Source organism: Microbacterium sp. NPDC057741 (genome assembly GCF_042798735.1).
In the GTDB taxonomy this organism is placed as follows: domain Bacteria; phylum Actinomycetota; class Actinomycetes; order Actinomycetales; family Microbacteriaceae; genus Microbacterium.
This window is the reverse complement of sequence record NZ_JBHVJW010000002.1, coordinates 604,121-626,190: the sequence shown is the minus strand read 5'-3', so window position 1 is coordinate 626,190 and position 22,070 is coordinate 604,121. Positions and strand designations below refer to the sequence as shown.

General features: G+C 69.3%; 18 protein-coding genes. 5 read left to right on the top strand and 13 right to left on the bottom strand.

Annotation, left to right across the window (positions count from 1 at the left end; genetic code table 11):
- Positions 1–41: 41 nt before the first annotated feature.
- From ACFVDO_RS09925 to ACFVDO_RS09895, 7 genes are all read right to left on the bottom strand, one after another.
- The gene (locus ACFVDO_RS09925; protein ID WP_378858874.1) at positions 42–662 is read right to left on the bottom strand and encodes a YesL family protein; all 621 of its coding nucleotides are present in this window, start codon (positions 660–662) and stop codon (positions 42–44) included.
- Entirely contained in the window at positions 659–1,624 is a 966-nt protein-coding gene (locus ACFVDO_RS09920) for a carbohydrate ABC transporter permease (protein WP_378858873.1), read from the bottom strand. Before ACFVDO_RS09920 ends, ACFVDO_RS09925 begins: the two co-directional genes overlap by 4 nt.
- A 7-nt stretch (positions 1,625–1,631) precedes the next feature.
- On the bottom strand, positions 1,632–2,543 hold the full coding sequence (locus ACFVDO_RS09915; protein WP_378858872.1) for a carbohydrate ABC transporter permease: 912 nt from the start codon (positions 2,541–2,543) through the stop codon (positions 1,632–1,634).
- Positions 2,544–2,610: 67 nt separating this feature from the next.
- On the bottom strand, positions 2,611–3,942 hold the full coding sequence (locus tag ACFVDO_RS09910; RefSeq protein WP_378858871.1) for an ABC transporter substrate-binding protein: 1,332 nt from the start codon (positions 3,940–3,942) through the stop codon (positions 2,611–2,613).
- Positions 3,943–4,106: 164 nt separating this feature from the next.
- A complete protein-coding gene (locus ACFVDO_RS09905; protein WP_378858870.1) occupies positions 4,107–5,114 on the bottom strand; it encodes a LacI family DNA-binding transcriptional regulator in 1,008 nt (335 codons plus the stop codon).
- A 211-nt stretch (positions 5,115–5,325) separates the two neighbouring features.
- Positions 5,326–6,453, bottom strand: coding sequence for a bifunctional 2-methylcitrate synthase/citrate synthase (locus tag ACFVDO_RS09900; RefSeq protein ID WP_378858869.1), 1,128 nt, complete (start codon positions 6,451–6,453; stop codon positions 5,326–5,328).
- Positions 6,454–6,759: 306 nt separating this feature from the next.
- Complete coding sequence (locus tag ACFVDO_RS09895; protein ID WP_378858868.1) at positions 6,760–7,548, bottom strand: thioesterase family protein; 789 nt, start codon at positions 7,546–7,548, stop codon at positions 6,760–6,762.
- A gap of 92 nt (positions 7,549–7,640) precedes the next feature.
- On the opposite strand from ACFVDO_RS09895, the gene ACFVDO_RS09890 reads away from it, so the two are divergent.
- From ACFVDO_RS09890 to ACFVDO_RS09870, 5 genes are all read left to right on the top strand, one after another.
- Positions 7,641–9,203, top strand: coding sequence for a carboxyl transferase domain-containing protein (locus ACFVDO_RS09890; protein WP_378858867.1), 1,563 nt, complete (start codon positions 7,641–7,643; stop codon positions 9,201–9,203).
- A 125-nt stretch (positions 9,204–9,328) separates the two neighbouring features.
- Positions 9,329–11,332, top strand: coding sequence for an acetyl/propionyl/methylcrotonyl-CoA carboxylase subunit alpha (locus ACFVDO_RS09885; protein WP_378858866.1), 2,004 nt, complete (start codon positions 9,329–9,331; stop codon positions 11,330–11,332).
- A gap of 19 nt (positions 11,333–11,351) precedes the next feature.
- Positions 11,352–12,500, top strand: a complete 1,149-nt coding sequence (locus tag ACFVDO_RS09880) for an acyl-CoA dehydrogenase family protein (RefSeq protein ID WP_378858865.1) — start codon at positions 11,352–11,354, stop codon at positions 12,498–12,500.
- A gap of 5 nt (positions 12,501–12,505) precedes the next feature.
- A complete protein-coding gene (locus ACFVDO_RS09875; RefSeq protein ID WP_378858864.1) occupies positions 12,506–12,973 on the top strand; it encodes a MaoC family dehydratase in 468 nt (155 codons plus the stop codon).
- On the top strand, positions 12,970–13,782 hold the full coding sequence (locus tag ACFVDO_RS09870; protein WP_378858863.1) for an HpcH/HpaI aldolase/citrate lyase family protein: 813 nt from the start codon (positions 12,970–12,972) through the stop codon (positions 13,780–13,782). The genes ACFVDO_RS09875 and ACFVDO_RS09870 overlap by 4 nt, the downstream gene beginning before the upstream one ends.
- Before the next feature lie 24 nt (positions 13,783–13,806).
- On the opposite strand, the gene ACFVDO_RS09865 is transcribed toward ACFVDO_RS09870, so the two are convergent.
- Genes ACFVDO_RS09865 through ACFVDO_RS09840 form a run of 6 tightly spaced genes read right to left on the bottom strand, consistent with a single transcriptional unit; the run spans position 13,807 to position 21,921 of the window.
- Complete coding sequence (locus ACFVDO_RS09865) at positions 13,807–15,054, bottom strand: D-arabinono-1,4-lactone oxidase (RefSeq protein WP_378858862.1); 1,248 nt, start codon at positions 15,052–15,054, stop codon at positions 13,807–13,809.
- Positions 15,055–15,077: 23 nt separating this feature from the next.
- Positions 15,078–16,232 carry an ROK family protein gene (locus tag ACFVDO_RS09860; RefSeq protein ID WP_378858861.1) on the bottom strand — a complete coding sequence of 385 codons (1,155 nt, stop codon included), beginning with the start codon at positions 16,230–16,232 and terminating at the stop codon, positions 15,078–15,080.
- A gap of 52 nt (positions 16,233–16,284) precedes the next feature.
- A complete protein-coding gene (locus tag ACFVDO_RS09855; protein WP_378858860.1) occupies positions 16,285–18,672 on the bottom strand; it encodes a glycoside hydrolase family 3 N-terminal domain-containing protein in 2,388 nt (795 codons plus the stop codon).
- A 35-nt stretch (positions 18,673–18,707) separates the two neighbouring features.
- Positions 18,708–19,598: a carbohydrate ABC transporter permease gene (locus ACFVDO_RS09850; RefSeq protein ID WP_378858859.1), complete on the bottom strand. Its 891-nt coding sequence runs from the start codon at positions 19,596–19,598 to the stop codon at positions 18,708–18,710.
- Entirely contained in the window at positions 19,595–20,620 is a 1,026-nt protein-coding gene (locus ACFVDO_RS09845) for a carbohydrate ABC transporter permease (protein WP_378886857.1), read from the bottom strand. Before ACFVDO_RS09845 ends, ACFVDO_RS09850 begins: the two co-directional genes overlap by 4 nt.
- A gap of 8 nt (positions 20,621–20,628) precedes the next feature.
- The gene (locus ACFVDO_RS09840; RefSeq protein WP_378859955.1) at positions 20,629–21,921 is read right to left on the bottom strand and encodes an extracellular solute-binding protein; all 1,293 of its coding nucleotides are present in this window, start codon (positions 21,919–21,921) and stop codon (positions 20,629–20,631) included.
- Between the last annotated feature and the right edge of the window lie 149 nt (positions 21,922–22,070).

Below are 22,070 nucleotides of genomic sequence, written 5' to 3'. Positions count from 1 at the left end.
CACGGCAGGGCGCGGCGTCGTACGCCGCCGGATGGTCGGGGTCAGGAAGCGAGCAGCGGATGCCCGGGATCGAGGCTCATCAGGCGCCTGTCGAACACCTTGATGACGAGCAGCAGCGGGAGGGAGATGCCGACGAGCGGCAGCAGCACGGGCACGGTGAGCCCGACCGCGGTGATCGCGACGGCCGTCACGACGACCGCGAGCGCGGCGCCGGGGCTGCCCGCGGCGACCAGCACCGCGTGCCGCAGCACCAGCGGCGCCGGGTCGTCGTAGCGCACCAGCAGGGCCACGGCGACGGATGCCACGACCAGCACGGCCGCCGCGATCAGGCCGGTGACCACCAGCAGTACGGCGCCTGCCGGCCCCGCCAGACGCGGCAGCACCATGGCATCCGCCAGCAGCAGCACCCCCGCGATCAGAAATGGTGCGCCGACCACGTTCGCGCGGCGGAACTTGGCGCGGTACACGCCGAGGAAGGTCCGCAGCACGCCCCGCTCCCCCGGGCCGAGCAGCAGAACGGTGCCGCCGGCGACCAGCGCGGGGAACAGCCCGAGCACGATCAGACCCACCGCGGCGCCTGCGATGACCAGCAGGTTGACCGCGACCAGGGTGGTGATGAACCCCAGCATCCGCATGACCCGTCCGGCCCACCCGACGCTCATGCCTTCGCCCCCGTCAGCGCGACCGACTCGATGATCTGCCGCTGGAACACGATGAACACGATCAGCACCGGGATCAGCGCGATGAACGACGCCGCCATGATCAGCGGGTAGTCGGTCTGGCTGGCGTAGGTCGCGTTGAAGCTCGCGATGACCAGCTGCAGGGTCTGCTTCTCTGGCGAGTTCAAGTAGATGATCGGCGCGAGGTAGTCGTTCCACACCGCCATGAACCACAGGATGAACTGCGCCGCGATCGCCGGACGGATGGCCGGGAAGATCAGCGTGAAGAAGATGCGCAGGTAGCCCGCGCCGTCGAGCTTCGCGGCCTCGATGATCGAGTCCGGCACCGAGTCCAGGTACTGCTTCAGGAAGAAGATCATCACGATGTTCCCGAACAGGCCAGGCAGGATCAGCGGCCACAGGGTGTCGACCAGGCCTGCATCGCCGAACATCTTGAACTGCGGGATCATGATCGTCGGGAACGGGATCATGATCGCGACCAGCAGCGAGAGGAAGACCACGTTCTTGAACGGCAGCCGCATCTTCGCGAACGCGAAGGCGGCGATCGCCGAGGTGATGGTGCCGACTACCGTGACGCTCACCGAGACGATGACGCTGTTCATGATGCCGCTGGCGAGCGGCCCCGCGCTCCACACCCGCACGTAGTTCTCCCAGACCACGGGGTCGGGGATCCACTGCGGGGGCAGGGCGAACACGGCCTGCTTGGTCTTCAGCGAGGTGCTGAACGTCCACAGCAGCGGCGCGATCATGGCGATGCCGCCGATGGACAGCACGATCGTGAGGATCACGTTCATGGTGCGGTAGGAACGCGAGCGCATGCCGACCGGGGCCGACGAGTTGCCGGTGGGGTCGCCGGGTCCCTTGCGGAACAGCCGCTTGGGGCCGGGCTCGTCTGCGCTCTCGGGCACGACGACGGCCATGGTGTCTGGGGCGGTGATGGTCATGGCTGCCTCACTCGATGGAGAACTCGGAGCGACGGTTCAGCTGGAACTGGATCGCCGTGACGATGAAGACCAGCACGCCGAGCACGACCGACATCGCTGTCGCGTAGCCCATCTGGAGGTAGTTGAACGCCTTCTGCCAGATGTACCAGACGATGGATGCGGTGGAGAACTCGGGTCCGCCGGTGGGGGTCATGATGTTGATCTCGATGAAGATCTGCGCACCGCCGATGATGCTGGTCACCACCAGGAAGAAGGTGACGGGGCGCAGCATCGGGACGGTGATGTGCCGGAACTGCGCGAACGCCCCGGCGCCGTCGATCGCGGCGGCCTCGTACAGGTGACGGGGCACGGACTGCAGCGCGGCCAGGTACAGCAGCATCGAGAATCCGATGCCCTTCCACACCGCCATGATGATGATCGCAGGCTTGGCCCAGGCGGCGTCCTGCAGCCAGTTCGGCCCGTCGATCCCGAAGATCGCGAGCACCTGGTTCACCAGGCCGAAGTCGCCGTTGTACGCCCATTGCCAGAGGATCGCGACCGCGGCGAGCGACGAGATCACCGGCACGTAGTACACGGTGCGGAAGAACGTCGTGCCCCGCATCCGACGGTTCAGCGCGAGGGCGAGCAGCAGCGAGATGACGAGCCCGATCGGGATGCCGATCATCATGAAGACGGTGTTGCCCATCGCCTTCCAGAAGTACGGGTCGTTCATCATGTCGACGTAGTTGTCGAGCCCGTTGAAGACCGGCTCGCTGAGGCCGGTCCACTTGGTGAACGAGGCGTACACGGCGAAGACCAGCGGGTAGCCGACGAAGATCAGGAACCCGAGCACGGGCGCCGCGATGAATCCTGCCGCGGCCAGGTGCTCGCGCCGGTGCAACTTCGAGCGGCGCGTCATATACGGCGAAGTCGTCGCCATGGTTCACCTCCAGATGGGTGGGACGGGTGGAAGGGGGATGCCGCGATCCGCAGCATCCCCCGGCTGATCAGCCGATACCGGCGTCGGCGTTGGCCTTGTCCAGCAGCTGCTGCATGCGCGGCTGGACTTCCTTGAGGTAGTCCTTGGCCGTCTGCTTGCCGTCCAGCACGGGCTGGATGTTCTTCCAGAGCTCGTCGTACCACTCGGCGCTGTAGGTGGTGTTCGCGGGCAGCGCGCGACCGTAGTCCTGCACGATGTCGAGGAACTCCTGCTTGTTCGCCGGCGGCAGGGTCGAGGACGACACCCACTTGTCGGCCATGTCCTTCAGGTTCGGGATCTGCACCCCGGCATCCACCAGCGACTGCTGCGCGGTGGGGTCGGTGGACAGGTAGATGGCGAGCTTTGTCGACATGTCCGCGTTCTTGGTGGTCTCGGCCACGGCGATGCCGAGCGTGCCGGTCCAGGTGGCGGTCTCACCGGTGGAGCCTGCCGGGTAGGGAATCAGGTCCCAGTCGAAGTCGAGCTTCTCGTAGGTGGGGACGTCCCACGGGCCGACCGGGAAGAAGCCGATCTCGCCCTTCATCCAGCGCTGGTAGGTGTCCAGCGTCTGCGCGTCGGATGTGGAGGGCGTGACGCCGTCCTTGGTGCTGAGGTCGGCGAAGTACTGCAGCGCCTCGGTGAACTCGGGGCTGTCCACGGTGACCTTGGTGCGGTCCTTGTTCAGCCAGTCGCCACCGTTCGACCACACGAACGCCTGCAGGTTCCAGACCACGTTCAGGCCGGTGCCCCACTGGTCGAGCTTGCCGTCGCCGTTCGTGTCCTGGGTGAGCTTCTTGGCGACGTCGCGGAACTCGTCCCAGGTGTAGGGCTTGTCCTTGTCGGGCAGCGGGATGCCGGCCTTCTCGAACATCGTCTTGTTGTAGCCGAACGAGAACGGGCCGACGTCCTTGGGCATCGCGTAGATGTCGCCCTGGCCCATCAGCTTGCCGTCGAAACGGTAGCTGTCCACGCCGTACTGCCACACGTTGTCGAGGTCGACGGTGCTCTCGACCTCTTCGGTGATGTCCTTCACGATGCCGGACTTGACGTAGGCCTGCACGCTGCCCGGGTCGATGTAGAAGACATCTGGGATCTTCTTGCCGGCGATCGCCGCCTTGAGCTTGGTGCTGTACTCGTCGGCGGTGGTCATGATGATCTTCACCTTGACGTCGTTCGCCTTCTCGAACTCCTCGATCGCCGCGGTGTACGCGGCCTTCTCCGCGTCGCTTCCGCGGAACATGAACGTGATCGTGTCGGAGTCGCCGCTTGCGTCGGCGCTGCCGGAGCAGCCGGTGAGGGCCGTCGCCGCGATGGCGGCGATTCCGGCCAGGCTGGCGGCGGCCAGGATCCGTGACTTCATTGTGCTGTTCGTCCTCTCGGGGTGCATGACTGCGATGTCGTGCCTCCGCACAAGTGGTGGAGGCGTCCCGCTTCTACAACGTTGTAGTAAACGTTGTAGAAGTATTCTGACGTGAAGCCCGGAATCTGTCAACGTCGGGAAGACGGATGCCGCGAAGCGGCGGATCAGCGGGTGGCGGACTCGCGCTCGAGCACGCGGAAGTCGGCGAGCAGCGTGCGCGCGGGCCCCTCGACGGATCCGTCGATGCGCTCGCGCAGCGTGGAGACCGCGGTGCGGGCGATCCACTCCCGGCCCGGGTCGACCGTGGTCAGGGACGGGATCGAATACTCCGCCTCATCCAGACCGTCGAAGCCGATCACGGCGATGTCGTCGGGCACCCTGTGGCCGGAAGCCTGCAGCACGCGCATCGCCCCGAGCGCGAGCGTGTCGTTCAGCCCGAACACCGCGTCGAACTGCACGCCGCCGGCGAGCAGCTCGCGCATGGCGAGAGCGCCGTTGGCGCGATGCCAGAACGTCGTGTGGCCGATCAGCTCCTCGTCGAACGGGATGCCGGCGGCATCCAGCGCCTCGCGGTACCCCTGCAGTCGCAGCGCGGCCGAGCCGACCACCTCGCCCTCGTGCGCGCCGACGACCGCGATGCGGCGGCGCCCGGAGGCGATCAGGTACTCGGTCGCCGCGCGCGCGGCATCCACGTTCCGCATGGTGACGTGATCGGTCGGGCCGTCGAAGATCCGCTCGCCGAGCAGCACCATCGGATAGGGCACGTCCAGGCGCGCGACGTCGTCCTGATCCATGCCCAGGGCGCTGAAGATCAGCCCGTCGGTGAGCTGACGGCGCGGGCTGCGCAGCAGCTCCAGCTCGCGATCGCGATCGCCGCCGGTCTGCTCCACAAGCACCGAGAGACCGGATGCCTCCGCCGCCTCGATCACGGATGCCGCGAGCTCGGCGAAGTACGACAGCGCGAGGTCCGGAAGCGCCAGCGCGATGGCATCCGTCTTACCGGAACGCAGGCTGCGCGCCGTGAGATTCGGCGTGTAGCCGAGCTCGGCGATGGCCTGCTCGACCCGCTCCTTGGTCGCAGGGCGGATGTGCGGGTAGCCGTTGATGACGTTCGAGACCGTCTTGATGGAGACGCCCGAGGCCCGAGCCACGTCATGCAGTGTGACGGCCACATCTCCCCCTCAGCGACCACGGATGCGGACACTGTCACCCTACATCGATGTACGGATCGTCCTCCGTCGCGCCGTGCCGCCGTGCTCTCTGTTGCGAGACCCCGACTTCTGCACGAGACCCGCGTTCTGCACGCGGGTCTCGTGCAGAACTCAGGGTCTCACTCGGATGTCGCGCAGAACTCGAGAGGTCGCGCGGATCTCGGGGCGGATGTCAGGACGAGACGTGCCGCTCGTCGACACCGCTGTACGCGGACAGCGGGCGGATCAGAGCGTTCGAGGCCGCCTGCTCCATGATGTGCGCGGTCCAGCCGGTCACGCGCGCGGCGATGAACAGCGGCGTGAACACCTCGGTCTCGAAGCCGAGGATGTTGTAGGCCGGACCGGACGGATAGTCGAGGTTCGGGTAGATGCCCTTGCGCGCGACGAACTCCTTCTCGAGCGCCTCGTACAGCTCGCCGAGGTCGGTGCGGCCGGACTCGGCGATGAGCCGGTCGAGGGCCGCCTTCATGGTCGGCACCCGCGAGTCGCCGTTCTTGTAGACCCGGTGCCCGAAGCCCATGATCTTCTTCTTCTTGGCCAGGGCGTCGTCGAGCCAGGGCACGACGTTCTCGGCCGATCCGATCTCGTCGAAGATGTGCATCACGGCCTCGTTGGCGCCGCCGTGCAGCGGCCCCTTCAGCGCACCGATCGCGCCGACCACGGCCGAGTACAGGTCCGCGGTGGTCGAGGCGATCACCCGGGCGGTGAACGTCGAGGCGTTGAACGAGTGCTCGGCGTACAGCACCATCGAGATGCGGAACACGTCGACCGCGGCGGCGGAAGGCAGCTCGCCGAAGGTCATCCAGAGGAAGTTCTCGGAGTAGTCCAGGTCGTCGCGCGGAGCGATCGGATCCTGACCCCGACGGCGGCGCTGCACGGCCGCGATGATGGTCGGCAGCTGGGCGAACAGGTACAGGGCACGCCCGAGGTCGAGATCGGGATCCGTCCAGCCACCGGGACGGTTCAGGGTGTCGTCGAGGGTGCCGAGGTGGCTGACCACCGTGCGCACGACGTCCATCGGGTGAGCCTCGACCGGGATCAGATCGAACAGGGCGACGGTGCGCTCGTCCAGTGCACGCAGAGCGCGCTCGCGCCGCTGGAACTCGGCCAGCTGCGCGGCATCCGGCAGCTCGCCGCTCCAGAGCAGGTACGCGACTGCCTCGAACGGCTGGGTCGCGGCGAGTTCCTGCACCGGATATCCGCGGTACAGCAGGCTGTTGGTCTCGGGGTTCACCTTCGAGATCGCGGTCGTGTCGACGACCACACCGGCGAGGCCCTTCTTGATGTCTGCGTCAGCCATCCCGTGCTCCTTCGCGTCGCGGCGCAGGTATGCGCCCACGCAGGATGCTTGCACAGGGAGGGCGTCTGCGAGAAATCCGGGCCGCTCCCGGGTCCTGAGCGAGCGAGGAACGAGGGAGCGCCGTGCTGAGCGAGCGGAGCGAGGCGAAGTGACGAAGGGCGCCACGTCCTTCGTCTCGCTCCGCTCGCTCAGGAGCCGGGTGGGAGAAGGTGCTCGCTCAGGAGCCGGGTCAGGGAGAAGGCGCTCGCTCAGGAGCCGGGTGGGTGAAGGCGCTCGCTCAGGAGCCGGGTGGGAGAAGGCGCCCGCTCAGGAGCCGGAGCCGGTAGGCAGCGGCCGGACCGTGAGCTCCTGCACCGACGTGCCGATCGGACCCGCGTCGTCGTGCAGCACCGTGTGGGTGATGCCGAGCCCGGCCGGGCCGATGCTCATGGTGGTGTCGAATCCGATCCAGTCGCCGACCGGCTCACGCAGCAGGTGCGCACTGAGGTCGAGGTTCGGGAACGCGGCCTCCCCCGGCGCAACCCGCGGAGTCAGACCGTTCGCGAGATCGACGTATCCCAGCATCCGGGCCGTCGGACTGACCTCCTCGCTCTCGATCAGCGGCAGCAGCGGCCGCACCCAGGCGTGCGCGCGGCCGGGGAAGCCCTCGATGCGGCGGATGTCGGGGGTTCTCACGAAGGCTCCGGGCCACCCCGGAGCATCCCACTTCGGCATCCCGTCACGAGGCGGCATCGCCGGGAACGCTGTGCCTGCGACATCCGCCGTGTCGTGCGCCTTGATGAACCAGCCCCGCCCGACGGCCGCCGGACGGCCGTCGTGACTCAGCGTCGCCTCGATCAGCTCGATCGTGCGCCCGGGCCGCAGCACCCGCACCGCCACGTCGACGACGTCGATGGGGATGACACCGAGGATGTCGTAGGTCACCTTGGCGAGAGTGAGGGGATGCTCGTGACGGGACGCGTGCTCGAGCTGCATCAGGTGCGCGAGCAGGCCGAACGTCGGGGCGATGTGCTGCTCCTCCACGTTCCAGGCGCCCTCGGTGGCACCGGTCGCTCTGAAGGTCGTCTCGCCGAGGCGCTCGAAATAGGCGGTCATGCGGGAAGCCTACGACCATTGCGGGCACGTGCCGATTCGGTTACTCTGAATTAACTCAGTGAATGATCACTAACTGAACTTCAGAGGATGCGATGACGCAGCTCACGAACCACGACGCGCAGCAGGCCCTCGCCGACGACCTGCGCGAGCGCCTCGCCACAGCCGCACTCGGCGGCCCCGAGCGCTCCCGCGAACGGCACGTCGCCCGCGGCAAGCTGCTCCCCCGCGACCGGGTCAACCGGCTGCTCGACGAGGGCAGCCCGTTCCTCGAGGTCGCGCCCCTGGCGGCATCCGGTCTCTACGACGACCAGGCACCGGCGGCCGGCGTGATCGCCGGCATCGGCCTGGTGCACGGCAGGCACGTGATGGTCGTCTGCAACGACGCGACGGTCAAGGGCGGCACCTATTTCCCGATGACGGTGAAGAAGCATCTGCGGGCGCAGGAGATCGCGCTGGAGAACCGCCTGCCCTGCATCTACCTGGTCGACTCCGGCGGGGCCTTCCTGCCGATGCAGGACGAGGTGTTCCCCGACCGCGATCACTTCGGGCGCATCTTCCACAACCAGGCGAACCTGTCGGCGCAGGGCATCCCGCAGATCGCCGCCGTGCTCGGATCATGCACCGCCGGCGGCGCCTACGTACCGGCCATGAGCGACGAGACCGTGATCGTGCGGAACCAGGGCACGATCTTCCTGGGCGGCCCGCCGCTGGTGAAGGCGGCGATCGGAGAGGTCGTCACCGCCGAGGAGCTGGGTGGCGGCGACCTGCACGCCCGCCGCTCGGGCGTGGCCGACCACCTCGCCGAGGACGACGAGCACGCCCTCGAGATCGTGCGCGACATCGTCGCCACGCTGCCGATGCCCGACGAGCCCGCATGGGAGGTGCTGCCGGCAGAACCCCCGGTGGCCGACCCCGCCGAGCTGTACGGGGTCGTGCCCGTCGACGTGAACCAGCCCTACGACGCCCGAGAGGTGATCTCCCGGCTGGTCGACGGCAGCGAGCTGCACGAGTTCAAGAGGCTCTACGGCGAGACGCTGATCACCGGCTTCGCCCGCATCCACGGGCATCCGGTCGGCATCCTCGCCAACAACGGCGTGCTGTTCAGCGAGTCGGCGCAGAAGGGCGCGCACTTCATCGAGCTGTGCGACCAGCGCGGCATCCCCCTGCTGTTCCTGCAGAACATCTCCGGCTTCATGGTCGGCAAGGACGCCGAGGCGGGCGGCATCGCCCGTGACGGCGCGAAGATGGTCACCGCCGTGGCGACCACCCGAGTGCCGAAGCTCACCGTCGTGATCGGCGGATCGTTCGGCGCCGGCAACTACGCGATGTGCGGGCGGGCCTACTCGCCGCGATTCATGTGGACCTGGCCCGGCAGCCGCATCTCCGTGATGGGTGGCCCGCAGGCCGCCTCGGTGCTGTCGACGGTGAAGGACGAGCAGCTCGGCGGCGCGTGGACCGCCGAGGAGCGCGCCGACTTCGAGGCGCCGATCCGCGCGAAGTACGACGAGCAGGGCAGCCCCTACTACGCCACCGCCCGGCTCTGGGACGACGGCGTCATCGACCCCCTGCAGACCCGCGACGTGCTGGGTCTCGCGCTCGACGTCGTCTCCCGCACTCCCCTGCCCGAACCGCGCTTCGGCGTCTTCCGGATGTGATGACCATGACTGACTCCCGCGCTGAAGACGTTTCGTCTCGCTCCTTCGTCGCTCGCTCAACGCCCGAGGGCGCTCCGGTTCCTGAGCGAGCGAAACGAGACGAAGGACGCTCAGGACCCGAGACATTGTCGGTTCCTGAGCGCCCTTCGTCTCGTCGCTCCGCTCCTCGCTCAGGACCCGCGGATGCCGAACTGTTCGACACCGTCCTCGTCGCGAACCGCGGCGAGATCGCGCGCCGCGTGATCCGCACGCTGCGGCGCCTCGGCATCCGCTCCGTCGCCGTGTACAGCGACGCCGACGTCACCGCGCCGCACGTCGCAGAGGCGGATGAGGCGGTGCGGATCGGTCCGGCCGCGGCATCCGAGTCGTACCTGTCCATCGACGCCGTCATCGACGCGGCGAAGGCCACGGGCGCGCAGGCGATCCACCCCGGCTACGGCTTCCTCTCCGAGAACGCCGCGTTCGGGCACGCCTGCGCCGAGGCCGGCATCGTGTTCATCGGCCCCGACGAGCGCGCGCTCGACGTGATGGGCGACAAGATCCGCGCGAAGGCGCACGTCGCCGCGCACGACGTGCCGACCGTGCCCGGCTTCAGCGCGGCCGGCATGTCGGATACCGAGATCGCGGATGCCGCGGTCGCCGCCGGCTTCCCGCTGCTGATCAAGCCCTCCGCCGGCGGCGGCGGCAAGGGCATGCAGATCGTGCGCGAGGCCGCCGAGCTGGACGACGCGCTGGCGACCGCACGCAGAGTGGCCCGGTCGTCGTTCGGCGACGACACCCTGCTGCTGGAGCGGCTGATCGAGCGCCCCCGGCACATCGAGGTGCAGGTGCTCGGCGATGCGGCCGGAACCGTGATCCACCTCGGCGAGCGCGAGTGCACCCTGCAGCGCCGGCACCAGAAGGTGGTCGAGGAGTCGCCCTCCCCCGTGATCGACCAGGAGACCAGGGCACGGATCGGTGCGGCGGCCTGCGCGGCCGCGGCATCCATCGGCTATCGGGGCGCCGGCACCGTCGAGTTCCTCGTCGCGGGCGCCGACACCAGCGAGTTCTTCTTCATCGAGATGAACACGCGCCTGCAGGTGGAGCATCCGGTCACCGAGCTGGTCACCGGCATCGACCTGGTCGAGCAGCAGCTGCGCATCGCCGCGGGCCTGCCGCTGGCGATCGTGCAGGAGGACGTGACGCTGTCCGGCCACGCGATCGAGGCGCGCGTGTACGCCGAGTCTCCGGCGCGCGGCTTTCTGCCTGCGACCGGCGACGTGCTGCAGTGGACGCCGTCGCCCGACGCGCGTTCGGACGCTGCGGTCGAGACCGGCAGCGTCGTCACCGCCGACTACGACCCGATGATCGCCAAGGTCATCGCGCACGGCGCGGATCGCGCCGAGGCACTCGCTCGGCTGGACGACGCGCTCGCCGACACCGTGCTGCTGGGCGTCGAGAGCAACATCGCCTTCCTGCGCGCGCTGCTCGCCGACCCGGTGGTCGTCGCGGGCGACATGGACACCGGACTCATCGACCGGATGCCTCCCTTCGAGGACCCCACCCCGACGGATGCGGCGCTGCGCGCCGCGGCATCCGCTGTGCCTCCGGTCGTGGACAAGGCACGTCCGCACGCCTCCCCGCTGTGGCGCGCCGGCGACGGCTGGCGCCTCGGCGACGCCACCGCGCCCCGGGTGCAGTGGTTCGAGGCATCCGATGGGACGCTCTCCGGTACGGATGCACGACCCGGGAACACTCGCACGACCGATTCGGCAGATGCGCCCGGCATCCGTACCCCGGTCGTGCAGGTGTCCCCTGACGGCACGATCTGGGTGCACTCAGACGGCGCGGCATCCGCTCTTCGCCCGCTCAGCCGGCGTGAGGCGGCGGCGCACCGGCTCGCGAACCGCGAGCGCGCGGAGGGCGCGACCGACCCGAACCTGCGCGCGCCGATGCCCGGCGCCGTCACTGTCGTGCACGCGTCCGACGGCGAAGCCGTCACCGCCGGGCAGCGCATCATCACCATCGAGGCGATGAAGATGGAGCATCCGCTCCTCGCCCCGCACGACGGCGTGCTCGCCCTGCACACAGCCGTCGGCAACCAGGTGAGCCGCGATCAGCTGCTCGCCGTCGTCGCACCCGAATCCTGATCCCACGAGGAGAGAGCCCATGTCCCTTGAGCTGACCGAAGAGGAGCGCGAGCTCCGCGCGATGGTGCGCGACTTCGCCGACGAGGTCGTCGCCCCGCAGGCCTACGAGGCCGATCGCACCCACACCCTGAACCTCGACGTCGTTCGGCAGATGGGTGAGATGGGGCTGTTCGGCCTGCCGTTCCCCGAGGAGGTCGGCGGCCAGGGCGGCGACTACTTCGCCCTCGGCATCGCACTGGAGGAGCTCGGCCGCGTCGACCAGTCGATCGCGATCACGCTCGAGGCCGGTGTGAGCCTGGGAGCAATGCCGGTGTTCCACTTCGGCACCGAACAGCAGAAGGCGGAGCTGCTGCCCGACCTGCTCGCCGGGCAGGCGCTCGCCGGCTTCGGCCTGACCGAGCCCGAGGCAGGATCCGACGCCGGCGCCACCCGCACCACCGCGCGCCTCGAAGGCGGCGAGTGGGTGATCAACGGCAGCAAGCAGTTCATCACCAACTCGGGCACCGACATCACCCGGTTCGTCACCGTCACCGCCGTCACCGACGAGAAGGACGGCCGCAAGGAGATCTCCACCATCATCGTGCCGAACGGCACCCCGGGGTTCACCGTCGAGCCCGCCTACGACAAGGTCGGCTGGCACGCCTCCGACACGCATCCGCTCACCTTCGCCGATGCGCGTGTGCCCGAGGGCAACCTGCTCGGCGAGCGCGGCCGCGGCTTCGCCGGCTTCCTGAAGATCCTCGACGAGGGCCGCATCGCGATCGCCGCCCTGTCGACCGGCGCTGCCCAGGGATGCCTCGAGGCGGCCATCGACTACGCGCAGAAGCGCACCGTGTTCGGCGAGGCGCTCTCGACCCGCCAGAACGCGCAGTTCACGATCGCCCGGATGCAGGCCCGCGTGCACAACGCCCGCCTCGCCTGGCAGCACGCGGCCCGGCTGTGCGCTGCGGGGAAGCCGTTCAAGGTCGAGGCGGCGATCGCCAAGCTGACCGCGAGCGACGCGGCGATGGACAACGCCCGCGACGCCACCCAGATCTTCGGCGGAAACGGGTTCATGAACGAGTACCCGGTCGCACGCCACTACCGCGACTCGAAGATCCTCGAGATCGGCGAGGGCACGACCGAGGTGCAGCTGCTGGTGATCGCGCGGTCGCTCGGGCTAGCGTGACGGGTATGAGCACCGTCACCCAGCGCGGCCTGTACTACGACGAACTCGAGGAGGGCGTCACCTACCGGCACACGCCGGGACGCACGGTCTCGGACGCCGACAACACCCTGTTCAGCGCGCTGACGATGAACCCCCAGGCGCTGCACGTGGATGCCGCGTACGCGGCCGGCACCGAGTTCGGGCGGCCGCTGGTGAACTCGATGTGGACCCTGTCGACCATGGTCGGCCTCTCCGTCGGGCACCTCACACAGGGCACGCTCATCGCGCAGCTGGGTCTGTCGGACATCGAGTTCCCGCATCCGCTGTTCGCCGGCGACACCCTGTCGGTGTCGACGATCGTCGTCTCGAAGCGCGCGTCGAAGTCGCGACCCGGCCAGGGCATCGTGGTGCTCGCGCACACCGGCGTGAACCAGGACGGCACCGTGGTCGCGCGTGCGACGCGCACCGCGCTGATGAAGATGAGCCCGGCATGAGCGCCTTCGGACTCGGGCCCGCGCTGCTGTTCTGCCCGGCGGATCGGCCGGAGCGGTATGCGAAGGCGGCCGAGCGATCGGATGCCGTGATCATCGACCTCGAGGATGCCGTCGCGTCCGATGCGAAGGATGCCGCACGCACGGCGCTGATCGCCGGTGCGGACTCCCTCGACCCTGCGCGGGTGATCGTGCGTGTCAACCCGATCGGGACGGCCGACCACGAGAAGGATCTGGATGCCGTTGCGCAGACCCATTTCCGCACTCTGATGATCGCGAAGGCGGAGAGCGCCGACGAGATCGCCGACCTGCGCCCCGGGTACAACATCGTCGCGCTCTGCGAGACGGCGCGCGGCGTCGTCGAGGCCGAGCGCATCGCTGCGGTCGACCGCGTCGTCGCGCTGATGTGGGGTGCAGAGGATCTGGTGGCGAGCCTGGGCGGCTCCTCCTCGCGATTCCCGGACGGGCGGTACCGGGATGTCGCGCGCGCTGCCCGCTCCCGCGTGCTGCTCGCCTGCGGCGCCCACGGCAAGGCCGCGATCGACGCCGTGCACCTCGACATCGCCGACGCGGACGGTCTGCGCGCCGAGGCGTCCGACGCCGTGGCTTCCGGGTTCGCGGCGACCGCGTGCATCCACCCCTCGCAGGTCGAGATCGTCCGCGACGCGTACCGCCCGGCGGACGAGGAGCTCGCGTGGGCGCACCGCGTCATCGACGCGGCGGAAGGCGAGCGCGGCGTGTTCGCTTTCGAGGGCCGCATGGTCGATGAGCCGGTGCTGCGGCACGCACGGGCGGTGCTCGGGCGCGCCTGAGCCTGCCCTTCTGCCTACAGGGGATCAGAGGCCGAGGCGCCCCAGGTACTCGTTCACGAAGCGGCGGTCGGGGTCGAGCTCGGCGCGCAGCGCCGCGAAATCGTCCCAGCGGGCGTAGCGGCGACGCACCTCGGCACCGTCCAGCGTGAAGACCTTGCCCCAGTGCGGCCTTGCCGTCACCGGCAGCGCGGCCTCGAGGTCGGGCAGCAGCTCCCGCACCGCGGGCTCGTCGGGGCGCCACGTGAAGTGCAGGCCAACCGCATCGGCGCCCTGCGCGCTGCTCAGCCACAGCTCGTCGGCCGCGACCGTGCGCACCTCGTTGACCAGCAGCAGCGGGGCGATCCGGTCGGCGAGTACGCGGACGGCCTCGATCGCCGCGACGGCGTCGCGTCGCGGCACCAGATATTCGCTCTGCAGCTCGGCACCGGCCGAGGGCGTGAACTCCAGCCGGAAGTGCGGCAGGCGCTGGAACCACGGCCCCGGCACGCCGCCCTGATCCGTGCACGCCTCGGCGTCGACGCCGAGGATCGGATGTCGCTTCACGGTGGCCGGCACCGCACTCAGCCGCCCGGGCAGGTCGCCGGCGAGGTCGTCGGAGCCGCGCTGCTTGATCCAGAGCTGGTCGGCGCAGTCGGTGCGCTGCCAGGTCGTGAAGATGCTGACGCTGGTGCCCGCGCCGGTCACCGCGTCGAGGTCGTCGAGGATCGCGTCCCAGCGCGGATGCTCATACACGCGCTGTGCGACGGCGTAGGTCGGCTCGACGTCGAGCACCAGCTCGAGCACGGCGCCGAGGGCGCCGATCCCGACCACGGCGCCGTCGAACCGCGGGTCGCCGCGGCGCAGGTTCAGGACTTCGCCTGATGCAGTGAGCAGGGTCAGTTCGCGCACCGCGGTCGCGAGCGAGCCGATCGCGTCACCCGATCCGTGCGTACCGGTCGCCACGGCTCCGGCCACCGAGATGTGCGGCAGCGATGCCAGGGTCGCGAGCGCCAGCCCCTGGGCCTCGAGCCGAGGCGCGATGTCGCCGTACCGCAGTCCGCCCGAGACCCGCACGGCATCGCGCTCGGGGCTGATCTCGCACACCGCAGGCATGCGGTCGAGGGCGATGAGAGTGCCGGCGGTGTCGGCGATGTCGTTGAAGCAGTGCCGCGTGCCCAGCATCCGCACCGGCCCGCCGGAGGTGACGAGCGCACGCGCTTCATCGATCGTTCCCGGGTGCGCGACCGTGCCGCGGTAGCGGACGTTTCCGGCCCAGTTGCGTTCCTCGCCCATCGGGCCTCCTCCTGAATCTGCGCTCAGCCGAGCGGGTCGGACAGCAGCCGCTCCAGGGCGGCGTCCGCCGCCCCGATAAGCAGGCGGTCGGCGCCCAGCGCCGCGGATGCCAGTTCCAGACGCTCGGCGGATGCCGCCAGAGCCCGTGCCCGCACTTCTTCGTCGAAGCCGTCCGGGTCGATCTCGCGCAGGCTGGCGAGAAAGCCGGCCAGAACGATCATCGACGGGTTGAGCACATTCACGGAGTTGCTCAGTGTCGCGGCGAGGATGCGGCGCTGCCGCTCAGCTTCGCTCCGAGCCTCGTCCGAGGCGGACAGCGCCTGCTCCAGCTCGGCGTCATCGGGGGCGCTGAGTCCCGTCGCGCGGACCAGCCGCGCCCGGTTCACCTCGTCCTCGAGCACGCCGCCCGGGGCGCGGCGATCCGCGGCATCCGTCAGGCTTGCGGCCGTCTGGCCCCATTCGCCGGCGTAACCGCCGGAGCCGCCGATGAGCTGCCCATGCAGGACCAGCCCGCCACCGATGCCGCTGGCGCCGCCGTTGAGGTAGACCACGTCGCCGTGCTCACGCGCGGCGCCGAACAGCCGCTCCGCACGGGTGCCGTAGGTGGCGTCGTTGCCGACGACGACGGGAAGATCGATGGCCGCGCCGAGCGGGCCGGCGATGTCGGCGTCATGCCACCGCAGGTGCGGGGCGAAGCGCACCAGTCCGTCCTCGGCGCGCACCAGGCCGGGCACCGCGACGCCGGCGCCGACGATGCGGCAGCCGGCGAGTTCGGCAGACCGCCAGGCGCCGACGGCGCGCGCGACGATCTCGACCACCTCGGCGACATCCGGATCGCTGACCGCGATGCGCTCGCGCAGCCGCACCGTGCCGCCGAGCGACACCGCGCCGATCTCGATCGCGTCGATCTCGGGGTTCACGCCGATGGCGACGACGTCGGGGCTGGGCGCGACGATCGGCGAGGGCCGGCCGACGCGGCGGGTCGGATCGGGGTCGTGCTCACGCACCAGGCCGGCTGCGGCGAGCCGCGCCACCAGATCCGACACCGTCGACCTGTTCAGCCCGGTCTCGGCAGTGATGACGGCGCGCGAGCGCGGTCCGCCATGATGCACCAGCCGCAGCACCTCGGCGAGGTTGGTGCGGCGCACCCCCTCGACCGTCGTCGCGCGTTCGCTCATCGTCCCAGGCTACCGATCCGGTCGTCGGGCGACCGGCGGGTGGCGCGTGCCATCACGCGATCGACACCTCCACCAGCCGAGCGTCCGCGCCGGTCACCTCGTGCACGCCACCGGTGAGCAGCACCGTCGCCGGCACCGTCGCCCCGCCCGGCAGCGCACGCTCCGCACGCGGCCGCTCGTTCGAGATGGCGCCTCCGGTGACGTCCTTCGGATCGGATGCCGGCGGCGTGGCCTCTGCATGCGCCCCGACCCACACCCGCACGGCGCCCGGCTCGACGATGCGCGTGAGACCGCGGTCGGTGAACGCGAAGCGCGCGGCCGGCACATCGAAGCGCACACGGCGGCTCTCTCCCGGCGCCAGCTGCACCCGGGCGTATCCGAGCAGCTGCGCGACGGGCCGGGTGACGCTCGCGACCGGGTCGTGGCCGTAGAGCTGCACGACGTCGTCGGCGGCCGTGCCGCCGGTGTTGCGCACCGTGACGGATGCCGTGAACCAGCCGTCCGTCGACGCCTCGGGCGACACATCGAGGTCGTCGTACGCGAAGGTCGTGTAGCTCAGCCCGAAGCCGAACGGCCGCAGCGGCGTCGGATCGGTCGAGGTCACGTCCGATGGCCCACCGAGCCGCGGATGCAGGTAGCTGTACGGCTGCGCACCCGACGAGCGGGGCAGGCTCACCGGCATCCGTCCGCTCGGCGCGACGGCGCCGGTCAGCACGTCGGCGATCGCCTCGCCGCCGGCCTCCCCGGGGAAGAACGCCTGCAGCACGGCTGCGGGACGCGGGCCGTCGCCGTCCAGCGCCCAGTCGATCGCGTAGGGGCGACCGGCGATCAGCACCATCACGACGGGGGTGCCGGTGGCGACCAGTGCCTGCACCAGCTCGCGCTGCACGCCGGGCAGCTCGAGCGACTCCACATCGTTGCCCTCGCCGACCGTGCCGCGGCCGAACAGGCCGGCCTGATCGCCGACGACGACCACGGCGACCTCGGCCTGCGCCGCCGCGGAGACGGCCTGTGCGAAGCCGGAGCGGTCGTCGCCCTCGACCTCGCAGCCGGGTGCGTGCACGATGCCTGCATCCGGAACCGCCGCGGCCAGCGCCTCACCGACGGTGGGGATGCGGAACCCGAGCTCATGGCCGGGGTGGTGCGCCAGCACGTGGTTCGCGAACGAGTAGCAGCCCTGCAGCGCCGCGGTCCGGTCCGCGTTCGGGCCGATCAGGGCGATTCGTCGTGCACCCGTCGCGAGCGGCAGGGCACCGTCGTTCGACAGCAGCACCAGCGACTCGGCGGCCAGCCGCCGAGCCACTGCGCGGTGCCGCGGCGTGTCCAGGTCGATGGCAGCGGGAGGCTCGTCGGCGAAGGCGTCCGGCTCGAGCAGCCCCAGCTGCTCCTTCTGCAGCAGCACACGGGTCACCGCCCGATCGAGATAGGCCTCGTCGAACAGCCCGGCACGCACGCGCTCCACCAGCGGCGCGAGATAGGCGTCGCCGGAGGGAAGCTCCACGTCGATTCCCGCGGTCAGCGCGAGCGCCGCAGCCTCGCCGCGATCGGCGGCGACGGCGTGCATCACCTCGAGGAACGCGACCGCGAAGTAGTCGGCCACCACGACGCCGTCGAACCCGAGCCGCTCGCGCAGCAGGCCGGTCAGCAGCGCAGGATCGGATGCCACGGGCACGCCGTCGATCTCGGCGTAGCTGTTCATCACGCTGCGCACACCGCCGTCGCGGATCGCCATCTCGAACGGCGGCAGGAAGACGTCGGCGACCTCGCGAGGACCGGCCGAGACGGGCGCGTGGTTGCGGCCGGCGCGCGAGCCCGAATAGCCCAGGAAGTGCTTCAGCGTGGCGTGCACGCCGGCCGACTGCAGGCCCTGCACGTAGGCGGTTCCCACGGTGCCGACCAGGTACGGGTCCTCGCCGATGCACTCGTCGACGCGTCCCCAGCGCGGATCGCGCACGACGTCGAGCACGGGCGCCAGACCCTGATGGACGCCGAGGTCGCGCATCGACTCGCCGATCAGGGCACCCATATCCGCCACCAGCCCGGGGTCGAAGGACGCGCCCCAGGCCAGCGGTGTCGGGAACGTCGCCGCCTTCCAGGCCGCGAGACCGGTCAGGCACTCCTCGTGCACGAGCGCAGGGATGCCGAGACGGGTCTCGGCGCGCAGCCGGCGCTGTTCCTGCCACAGCCACGCCGCACGTTCAGCAGGGTCGACGGGCCGGGTGCCGTACACCCGGGTGTAGTGCCCGATTCCGTGCCGCGTGATCTCGGCGAGCGCGCCGTCGGAACGCGCCATCTCGTTCTGCATCGGGGCGACGACCTCGCCGCCCTGGTCGAGCCAGTAGCCCACCAGCTGGGCGGCCTTCTCCTCCAGCGTCATCTCGGCGAGCAGCGCGTTCACACGCGGCGTCGCCAGTGGGAGGGCGGGAAGAGGGGAAGTCATGGAAGAGGTCTCCGTGGTCGTCTCAGGCAAGGTCGTCATCCCTTCACCGCACCGGTCAGGCCGCCGACGATGCGGCGCTCGAACAGGCTGAAGAACACCAGCGCGGGAAGCATCGACAGCGAGGTGTAGGCGAGCACCTTGGCGGTGTCGACCGAGTACTGCGAAGCGAAGTTCTGCACGCCGAGCGGCAGGGTGAACAGGTTCTGGTCGTTGAGGATGAACAGCGGCAGCATGTATCCGTTCCAGGCACCGACGAACGCCAGGATTCCGACGGTGATCACTCCGGGCAGGCTCAGCGGGATCACCATGCGCCAGAAGAAGCCCAGCCGCGAGGCGCCGTCGATGGCCGCGGCCTCCTCGAGCTCGTCGGGGATCGCCTTCAGGAACGGCACCAGGATGATGATGGTCACCGGCAGGGCGAAAGCGATCTGCGGCAGGATGATGCCGGCCAGGCTGTTCACCAGGCCGAGGTTGCGGATCAGCAGGTACAGCGGCGTGATCGCCACCGTGATCGGGAACATCAGACCCGCCGCGAACAGCGAGTACATCAGTCCCTTGCCGCCGAAGTCGTACCGCGCGATGACGTAGCTCGCCATCACGCCGAGCACGACCGCCCCGAGGGTGGTGCCGAGCGCCGAGATGGTGGAGTTCAGCATGGCCGTCCAGAACTCGCTCGAGGACAGCACGGTGCCGTAGTTGTCCAGCTCCCACGGAGCCGGCCATCCGGAGGGATCGATGGTGATCTGGGAGTTGCTGCGGAACCCGCCGATGATCACGTAGAGCACCGGGGTGATGCAGATGGCGATCAGCACGACCGCGAGCAGATACACGCCGGGGCTGCCCCAGCGCAGGCGCGGCCTCTCGCGGCGCCCGCGGCCGCCCACGGCGCGGATCGCGACGGACGTCTTCAGGGTGTCGGTGCTCATTTGCGGCCCTTCCTGCGCTTCCCGCGTGCCGGTCCGGTCAGCGCGCCCTCGGTGTCGCGACGCAGCACGAGCCGCTGGTAGACCAGGGCGACGACGAGCGAGATGAGGAACAGCATCACCGCGACGGCATTGCCGAAGCCGTAGTTCCCGGCCAGGTGGCCGTTCTGATACATGTAGGTGGCCATGGTCGAGGTGCCGGCCGTTGAGGCGATGTACTGCCCCCAGATGATGTTCACCAGGTCGAACAGCTGCAGCGCGCCGATGATCGACAGGAACGCCCAGATGCGGATGGTCGGCCCGAGCAGCGGCAGCGTGATGCTCCACTGCATCTTCCAGAACCCGGCGCCGTCGATCGCGGCGGCCTCGTAGAGCTCCTCGGGGATGGACTGCATGCCCGCGAGCATGAGGATCACCGCGAATCCGAGGTACTTCCAGGTGAGGATGATCATCAGCGACCAGATCGCGATCGCAGGATCGGCGATCCAGGACTGCTGCCAGGCCCCCAGGCCCATCTTCTCGAGCAGGGAGTTCAGCGCCCCGGCATCCTGCAGCATCAGGCTCCAGCCGATGCCGACGACGACCTCGGCGATGACGTACGGGGTGAAGATCAGCACGCGGATCAGCGACTGCCCGCGGATCTTCTGGTTCAGCAGCAGAGCGAAGAGGATGGCGATCGGCCCCTGCATCACCAGCGACAGCACGACGATGATGAAGTTGTGCGAGACGGCGGCGCGGAACGTCTCGTCCTGCCACATCAGCACATAGTTGTTCAGACCGACGAACTCGGTCGGCCAGCCGTAGCCGTTCCACTTGAAGAATCCGTAGAACCCGGCCATGAGCACCGGGAAGATGACGAATCCGAGGAACAGCAGCAGGGCGGGGCCGGAGAGCAGCGCGATCTCGCCGCGCTTGCGCCAGTCGGCGCGCGGGGTCCGGCGCACCGGGGCCGGCATGATGCCGGCCCCGGTGCTGTCGTTCCCCTCAGGCACGGTGGGAGCCGCGACGGCCTGAGCATGCGACATGGTGCGGATCAGCCCCTCGCCGCGGCGGCGCTGACCGTCTCGATCAGCTTCTTGGGCGAGCCCTGCCCGGCGAGCATCTCGACGACGCTGGTGTTCAGCGCGTTGCCGACGTTCTGGCCGAGCGCGGTGTCGAGCCACAGCGAGACGTACGGTGCCTTCTGGTAGGCCGCCATCAGCGGCTTCAGCGACGGGTCGGTCACTGCGCCCACGGCATCCTGGTTGGCCGGGATGGTCTGGAACGCGACCGCGTACTTCTCCTGCCATTCCTTCGACGAGACGAAGTTGAGGAACTCCTCGCAGGCAGCCGGGGAGTCGTTCGAGCAGGAGTAGCCGTCGACGCCGCCCATCATCGCGCCGGCCTCGCCGTCACCGCCGGTGACCTCCGGGAAGGGGAACCAGCCCAGGTCGGGCAGCGGCTTCTTGTCGGGGGTCAGGCTGGCGATCACGCCGACGTCCCATGCGCCCATGAGCTCCATGGCCGCCTTGTGGTTGGCGACCAGGCCTGCGGAGGAGTTCGCGCCCTGCTGTGCCGACGTGGTCAGGAAGCCCTTGTTGAACGGCTCGATCTGGGCGAAGTCATCCAGGTTCTGCGCGGCCGTGAGCCAGCACTTGTCGCTGAAGTCGGCCTTGGTGGCGAGGTTCTCGATCACGTCCTGGCTGCAGGAGCGCAGTGCGAAGAAGTAGTACCAGTGCGCGGCGGGCCAGGCGTCCTTCGCGCCGAGCGCGATCGGCGAGATTCCCTGGGCCTTGAGCTTGGCGACGGCGTCACCGAGCTCCTCGACCGTGGTCGGCTCCGCGGTGATACCGGCCTTCTCGAAGAGATCCTGGCTGTAGAACATGCCGCCCGGCAACACGGCGCTGGGCATGCCGTACTGCTTGCCGTCGACGGTGAACGCGCTGAACGGCGCATCGCCGAATGCCTTCTTCACGTCGGGATCGATCTTGTCGGTCAGGTCCTTCACCTTGCCGGCGCTGACGATGTCGGCCAGCTTTGCGCCGCCTCGCGCCATGAAGATGTCGGGCATGTCGCCGGAGTTGACGGCGGTCTGCAGCTTGCCGTCCATGTCCTCGTTCTGGATGGAGGTGACCTTGATCGTCACGTCCGGGTTCTCCTTGTGGAACGCTGCCGCGGCGTCGTCCCAGTACTGCTTGCCGTCGCCCGTGGTGGAGTTGTGCCACATCGTCATCGTGACCTTGCCACCGGCATCCGCATCGCCGGATCCGCCGGAGCAGGCGGTCAGCCCGAGCGTTCCGAGCGCGGCGACAGCTGCGGCTGCCGCCCAGGCCTTGCGTACCTTCATGCTGTGTCTCTCCTCATCATCGAGTGGGTGCAGATGAACAGGGGGTATTTGTTGCCAACTGCACCGAATGGGAACGTCGGCAACTCTGCCACCCCGACGCGATCGTGTCAATCGTTATCGATAACGTTTTCGAAACCTAGGATAGGCGA